This window comes from Aeromonas sp. R3-1 (assembly GCF_040908345.1).
Taxonomy (GTDB): Bacteria; Pseudomonadota; Gammaproteobacteria; order Enterobacterales; family Aeromonadaceae; genus Aeromonas; species Aeromonas veronii.
The window spans coordinates 1-6,460 of sequence record NZ_JBFODN010000065.1 but is presented as its reverse complement, the minus strand read 5'-3'; the positions used below and the strand labels follow the sequence as shown (position 1 = coordinate 6,460).

At 61.4% G+C, this 6,460-nt stretch carries 7 protein-coding genes; 1 reads left to right on the top strand and 6 read right to left on the bottom strand.

Translation table 11 applies throughout. The annotated features are described in order from the left end of the window. From AB5Y85_RS03745 to hinT, 6 genes are all read right to left on the bottom strand, one after another. A partial coding sequence (locus tag AB5Y85_RS03745) for a DUF6279 family lipoprotein (RefSeq protein WP_368221206.1) occupies window positions 1-462 on the bottom strand: 462 nt, incomplete at its 3' end. Window positions 463-465: 3 nt separating this feature from the next. Beyond that, complete coding sequence (locus AB5Y85_RS03740; protein WP_257687592.1) at window positions 466-1,290, bottom strand: choline kinase family protein; 825 nt, start codon at window positions 1,288-1,290, stop codon at window positions 466-468. 10 nt (window positions 1,291-1,300) lie between these two features. Continuing rightward, window positions 1,301-1,897 carry a penicillin-binding protein activator LpoB gene (gene lpoB, locus AB5Y85_RS03735; protein ID WP_005334041.1) on the bottom strand — a complete coding sequence of 199 codons (597 nt, stop codon included), beginning with the start codon at window positions 1,895-1,897 and terminating at the stop codon, window positions 1,301-1,303. Beyond that, entirely contained in the window at window positions 1,897-2,295 is a 399-nt protein-coding gene (locus AB5Y85_RS03730) for a YcfL family protein (RefSeq protein ID WP_005334038.1), read from the bottom strand. The genes lpoB and AB5Y85_RS03730 overlap by 1 nt, the downstream gene beginning before the upstream one ends. Before the next feature lie 83 nt (window positions 2,296-2,378). After that, on the bottom strand, window positions 2,379-3,815 hold the full coding sequence (locus AB5Y85_RS03725) for a COG3014 family protein (protein WP_257687591.1): 1,437 nt from the start codon (window positions 3,813-3,815) through the stop codon (window positions 2,379-2,381). Then, window positions 3,815-4,165, bottom strand: a complete 351-nt coding sequence (gene hinT / locus AB5Y85_RS03720) for a purine nucleoside phosphoramidase (RefSeq protein WP_021231009.1) — start codon at window positions 4,163-4,165, stop codon at window positions 3,815-3,817. The genes AB5Y85_RS03725 and hinT overlap by 1 nt, the downstream gene beginning before the upstream one ends. 252 nt (window positions 4,166-4,417) lie before the next feature. Here hinT and AB5Y85_RS03715 point away from each other — a divergent pair, with 252 nt between their 5' ends. Then, window positions 4,418-6,430 carry a methyl-accepting chemotaxis protein gene (locus tag AB5Y85_RS03715; protein WP_100646263.1) on the top strand — a complete coding sequence of 671 codons (2,013 nt, stop codon included), beginning with the start codon at window positions 4,418-4,420 and terminating at the stop codon, window positions 6,428-6,430. Window positions 6,431-6,460 lie beyond the last annotated feature (30 nt).

Below are 6,460 nucleotides of genomic sequence, written 5' to 3'. Positions count from 1 at the left end.
CTGCTCTTTGGGCTCAGTGGCAAAGTCCTTTTGCCGCTCCTGTTGCCGCTTGATCCGATCGGTCATAAAGCGGGCCACCTGCTCATCGGTCAGGGTGCGCGCCAGCCTGACCGCGCGGGGGATGGTGTTTTCCAGTGTGCGGGTCAGGCTCTGCTGCACCGCATCGAGATTGGTCGAGATCTGCTCCGGCGTCATGGGGCTGGCCACCGCCTTGGCCAGCACATCGAGATCCCTGGCGTAGCGCGGCAGCTCGTATTGGCGATGCCAGGCCATCAGCCCCTTCACTTCGCGGCTGAGCAGATCCTTCTGCGAATAGGAGAGGGCAAAGTAGTCATCCAGTTGCCAGATGATGGCGGTATCGAGCCAGTAGTAGATCACCCGGGTGGAGCAGCCGGTCAGCAGCAGGCCGATCAGCAGCAGACCCCAGGTTTTCGGCTTGTGCCAGCGCACCTTGTTTATCATCTGTTACTCCAGTCGTTGCCGGTTGATGGCGATCAGGGTGTCATAGTCGAGTGAGGGCTGTTGCTCTGCCATCAGCAGGGCCCAGAGCAGGCCGATATAGTCGACCCAGGGTAAAAATGCCTCGCTCTGAAAATCGGGCCACTGGTGGCGCGGCAGGGTCTGCAGATAGTGCGCTTCCAGCTCGTCGCGCCGCTCGGCGGGCCATTCATGGGTGCGCTGGATGCTGGCGAGCTCAAAGCCGGGGTGACCTGCCGCGCCATACTCCCAGTCGATGACCCAGGGTTTGCTTCCCAACAAGTTAGCCGGATTGAGATCATGGTGGCAAGGGCGCCAGCAATCATTTGGCTCACTGCTGGCGAGCAAGCTCCGCTCCAGGGCGGGCAGCCAGGAGGGAATGCGGGCCAGTCTGGCGCGATAGCCCGCGGCGTGGGCTCGCACCGCCATCACCACCGCAGGCAGCGGCAGGCGATGGAGCTTGCGCAGCACCTCAGCCAGCAGACGGGGCTGATCGGCTTCCGGTGGCGCCGCGTGCACCCAGTTTGGCTCATCGCACCATTCGAGCAGCATCAGACCGATGGCGGGATCGCCATAGTGGCAGGGCAGCGCCAACCCTTCGCCCATCGCCCCCTGATAAAGCTGCCACTCGGTGGAACGGTCGATACCAAGGCGCACCGGGTCGGAGTGGCCCTGACGCAAAAAGTAACTGCGCCCCGAGGGGAGGCGCAGTCGATAGTTGCAGTTGGTCAGGCCTAACCCGAGTGGTTCCAGCTGCCCCTCCCGCCAGGGGGCGGGCAGGCTGGCCAGTAGCGGATCACAGTTGCCTGTCACCGGGAGCCTGTTACCAGCCAAAGGTGGATTTCTTCGCCTGTTTGCGGATCTCTTTCTGATCGGCCCACAGCAGTTCGCCGTTTTGCAGGTCCATCAGGTTCATGGTCATCTGGTAGTAGACATCCTTCACCTTGCCATTGTCTTTGACTATGCTGGCGAGGTTGCCATAGACCATGTAGCGAGCACCGGTCTGCTTGCCCAGACGCACCATGGAGGCAGGATCCACCATGCCGCTGCTCTGCTGGTATTCGAGCTGCTGCTTGACGGCGGCCACCTTGCTCATGTCGACGAAGCGGAATTTGCCGGCCCGCAGCAACTTGGTGCGGATGGTGTCGGTGATGGCTTCGGTATCGATGTGCTCGGAGGTCTTGTTGCGGATAGAGTCCATAAACATCACCGGACGACCGCCAGCGGTGATCTCGCTGGTGGCGGGGGAGGCGAGCATGGAGTCCGCCATCTTGTCGGCGATGGCCTGCAGGTCGCTTGAGCCGTAATCGACGGTGACGGTTTCGGTTTCGGTCGGATCGCCATAGCTGACCGTGGTGCTGGAGCAGCCGCCCAAGAGCAATGCAGAGGTCAATATCAGCAGGGCATGATTCATTTTCATCAGTAGGATTCCTCAATCACTTCGCGTACGTAAATCCGGTAACCCTGCGCCGCCGGGCTGGGCGCCAGGGCCGAGAGGGTGCGGGTCTGATAGCCATGCAGCTTGATGGGAGTCCAGCCGCGGCCATCGCTGGCGACCTCCTGACCGGCCTCATCATACCAATAGAAGATATATTGCAGCTTGTTATCGCCGCGCTGGGTGCTGGCGGCGGCCACATTGACCTGCAGCAGGCCATTTTGCTGGCGGCGGCTCAGCTCGGTCAGGGTGACGTTGACGTTTTGATGCTGCTCCAGCGTGGGTGCACCGCCCGCCGGGCCATAGAGCGCCACGCCGGAGGTGTTGGTGGCGCAGCCGGTCAGCAGCAGCGCGAGCCCGAGGGCCAACCCGTATGCTTTCATCTTGCTCTCCTTAATCGGGGTGAGTGGGGCCGCGTGTGAGCCTGCCCGGTTAATTGTCTTGCTCATCTCTCTTCGCCATCTGCTCAGAGCGGCATCACCCGGGTGGTCAGACCGGCGCCGAGGCGCTGTACCCAGACCAGGGTGGTGCGTCCCTTGTGGATGGTGAGCGGCAATTGCCGCTGCGCTGCCCCCGCGCCCAGGGTGAGATTGATGTCACCTGCCGGCACCATTCCCTGCCAGCTCGATGCCTGAGCTGGCAGCGTCAGCCAACTGCGGGTATCGGCCCGCTCCGAGAGGGTGTTGAAGATCCCCACCAGAATATTGCCCACATCGCCCCCCTCTTTGGCGGCGGTGCGGCGCATCTGCTCCTTGGCCACCAGCCGCAGCGCCTGGCGGGTCAGCATGCCGGGCAGCCGCTCCTGCAGATCTTTGGCGGCCAGCGCTTCCAGCCTGACCAGCTCGCTGGTCTGCTCGACCCGCTTGCCGACTTCCACCGTCAGCGGGCCGGTGTCGCTGGCCCGATTATCGTAATAGGGGATGGCGACGGTAAAGGTGCGAAAATCGCCGCGGGAGGTGGAGATGGGCAGCGGCAGGAACAGTTCGCGCCGTGCCGGGATCAAACCATCTTCAAACAGTACCACCAGTTGGCCTTGATCTTTTTCAAGTGGCGGTGCTTTGCGGCCTATCTTTTTCTCGGTCTCGCGGATCTCGTCCGGTGAGCCACGCAGCCGCGCCAGACGCAGCAAGGCATCTTGCAGGCTGCGGTTGTCCGGCGCTATCTGGTAGCCGCGCTGATAGTCGACCCAGGCATCGTTGAGATCCCCGGCCGCCTCATAGAGCACGGCGGAAAAATAGAAGGTGTAGGCGTTCTGAAAACCGTTTTTGACCTTGCCGATCAACCGGTCGAGATCCGGTGCGCCGCGCGACATCAGCTGGCGCATCTCGCCTTCTGCTTCGGCCTCTTCGCTCTCATCCTTCGCCTTGCGCACCTCATCGGCTCGCCGTTTCAGGGCCTGCTCCTGCACCTGATTGGCCCGGCGCACCTCCACCAGGGCGCCATCGGCATCACCCCGTTGCAGATAGTTGAGGGCCAGATAGTGGTGCAGCATGGTGCGTTCGTAATCGGGAGTACGATAGGCCATCGACTGATCGTTGGTGAGCAGACTGCCCACCTGATCCAGACCGTGGCTCAGCCGGTATTCGGCCTGATTGTCTTCCCACTGAAGGCGGCTGTCGGCGGCGGTGAACGCCAGCTTGCTGCCCGCATCCTGACCCGCCAGCCAGGCAATGCGCCCCTGTTCGAGCCGATCCAGCACAAAGGTGTCATCCCCCAGGGTGGAGTCGCGCACCTCGGGCAGCGCCTCGGCGGCATGGCCCAGCAGCAGCTGGTTGCGCAGGGGCACCATCTGATCGGAGTAGGAGACGAACATATCCTGCCAGCGGGAGGCGCAGCCTCCCAGCAACAGCAGGGCGCCGCAGAGCAACAGGGCGCTGCGGCAGGTTGAGGCGTGGCGATTCATTACAGGCTGAGCAGCGGTCCCAGCGGCTGGCCACCGACCAGATGCATGTGGATGTGGTAGACCTCCTGCCCGCCGTGGCGGTTGCAGTTCATGATGAGGCGGTAGCCATCTTCGGCGATGCCCGCCTCGCTGGCCAGTTTGCGGGCCACGGTGAACATCCGGCCAAGGGCCAGTTCATGTTCGGCTTCCACGTCATTGACGGTGGGGATCAGCACATTGGGGATGATCAGAATATGGGTCTTGGCCTTGGGCTGGATATCCCGGAATGCGGTGACCAGATCGTCTTGATAAAGGATGTCGGCGGGGATCTCTTTACGGATGATTTTGCTGAAAATGGTTTCTTGCGCCATGGCTAACTCCCTTATATGAAACAGAAAATTGAACTAGAACCCCAAGCGGCTCCCGAAAGGGGGGCGAGCAGCACGCCAAGTGTGACACAAGCCGACATTTGACACAGCTGATGTCCCATTCCCTTCAGTTATTGTTAAAAATACCGATAGCCAGAGGGACGTCATCTGCAGCGCCTGTTCAGGGTGGTCTGCAGGGTATCAAAAGGACGGGGTACTCAGGCAAGGGACTTTTGCATATACAGCGGGACAATAATGAAACAAACAATGTCGGATCTCTCCATCTTGCAGCGAGTCTACCTTGGCTTCGCGATCCTGGTGGCCGTGATGGTGGCCAGTTCACTGCTCACATTTCGTAGTCAGGAGACCCTGGGGAACGCACTGGAGCAGGTTACCCAGCAGTCTATGCCGCTGGTGATTGCCAGCAGTCAGACCCAGATCACCCTGCTCAGCGCCAACAAGTGGCTGGGGGATGTGCTCACCGAGCAGGATCCCAAACAGCTGCCGGCCGAAGTGGCCGAACTGAAACAGGCCAAGGCTGCGGTGGGCAAGAGCCTTGACGTCTTGCGCCAGCAGGTGGCCCACCACCCCGAACTGCAAGGGGAGATGAGCAGCCTCAGCCAGCAGGTCGACAGCTACCTGCAACTGACCGATACCCTGCCCGGCGAACACGAGGCGCTGCTCACCCGGCTGCACAAGGTCAATTTGGCCAAGGGGCAGTTTCAGGTCAGTCTGCCCCAGTTCAAGAAGAGTCTGGGTGACATGATGGTCACCATCGACGACAGCTTTATCAAGATGCTCTCCGAGACCCTGACCACCAAGCTCTCCGCCATCGAACTCTCCACTATGGACGCCCTCAATCAGACCATTCCGGCCCCCATCGAAGGGGCGCTCAAGCGCAACAAGATGCAGATCGAGGGGTTCAACAGCACCATCAAGGATCTGCAGGGGGAGCTGAAGAACTTCGAGAACGACATGGGCCACTATGTTCACGGTTTTGTACGCGACACCACCGCAAGCGAAGGCGTGCTCTCCCAGTATCTGGCGCTGATGAAGCAGCAGGAACAGATGCGGGAGAAGAGCAAGCAGGCCAGCGCCCTGATAGTCGAGATCCAGAATCGGCTTGAGCGGATCACCGGCCAGAGTCAGCAGCTGATGAGTCAAAGCATTCAGCACGCCAAAGCCACACAGAGCCAGAGCACCCTGACCCAGGGAACCAGCATCGTAGTCGCCATCCTGATCGCCATGCTGGTGGCTTATACCCTGGGCAAGGCCATTCGCCGTCCGCTCAGGGAGTTGCTGCGGGTGCTGACCGAAGTGACCCAGGGCGACATGACCCAGCGCATCGGTTTTCAGAGCAAGAACGAATTCGGTCAGCTGGGCAGCCAGATCAACCTGCTGATTGCCCAGATGGGGGAGGTGCTGGCACAGCTTTCACAAGCGTCTGCCCAGCTTAACGATGCCGCCCACGGCAACCGCCACACCACCGAATCGGTGCGGGCGGATCTGGAGAAACAGCGGCAGGAGACCGCCTCGGTCGCCGCCGCCATGACCCAGATGGAGGCCTCGGTGCGGGAAGTGGCGCAGGCTGCCAACCAGACCCTGGAGCGGGTGCAGGATGTGGAGAAGGCCTCCGAGATGGGACGCAAGGTGATGGCAGGCAATATCACCACCACTCATCAACTGGCGGGCAAGCTGCAACAGACCGGCAAGGTGATTGGTGATGTGAGTGCCATGAGCAGCCAGATTGGCAACATCCTCGATGTCATTCGCGGCATTGCCGAGCAGACCAACCTGCTGGCCCTCAACGCCGCCATCGAAGCGGCGCGGGCCGGCGAGCAGGGGCGCGGTTTTGCGGTGGTGGCCGATGAGGTGCGCAGTCTGGCGGGCCGCACCGCCCAGTCCACCAGCGAAATCCAGACCATGATCGAGAACCTGCAGCAGGGGGTTGCCAAGGCGGTGACCGTAATGCAGGAGTGCTCTCGCGAGATGGATAGCTGCGTGGATCAGAGCTCTCACGCCAACAACGCCATGGAGGAGGTGCAGGGAATTGTGGTGCTGATCAGCGACATGTCGAGCCAGATCGCCTCTGCCGCCGAGCAGCAGCAGGCCACCAGCGCCGATATCGCCACCAACCTCAACCGCATCTCCGATATCTCGGATCTCAACTATCAGGGGATTGAGCGGGTAGCCGAGACCAGCCAGCAGCTGGACTCCCTCGCCGAGCAGCAGGAGAGCCTGGTCAAGCGCTTCCGCCTCAGCGCCTGATGGTCGAAAGATGAAACAACAAGGCCCCGC

Coding starts and splice junctions, on each gene's coding strand:
- lpoB (WP_005334041.1), bottom strand. CDS start 1,897: ATGAAAATGAATCATGCCCTGCTGATATTGACCTCTGCATTGCTCTTG.
- AB5Y85_RS03730 (WP_005334038.1), bottom strand. CDS start 2,295: ATGAAAGCATACGGGTTGGCCCTCGGGCTCGCGCTGCTGCTGACCGGC.
- AB5Y85_RS03725 (WP_257687591.1), bottom strand. CDS start 3,815: ATGAATCGCCACGCCTCAACCTGCCGCAGCGCCCTGTTGCTCTGCGGC.
- hinT (WP_021231009.1), bottom strand. CDS start 4,165: ATGGCGCAAGAAACCATTTTCAGCAAAATCATCCGTAAAGAGATCCCC.
- AB5Y85_RS03715 (WP_100646263.1), top strand. CDS start 4,418: ATGAAACAAACAATGTCGGATCTCTCCATCTTGCAGCGAGTCTACCTT.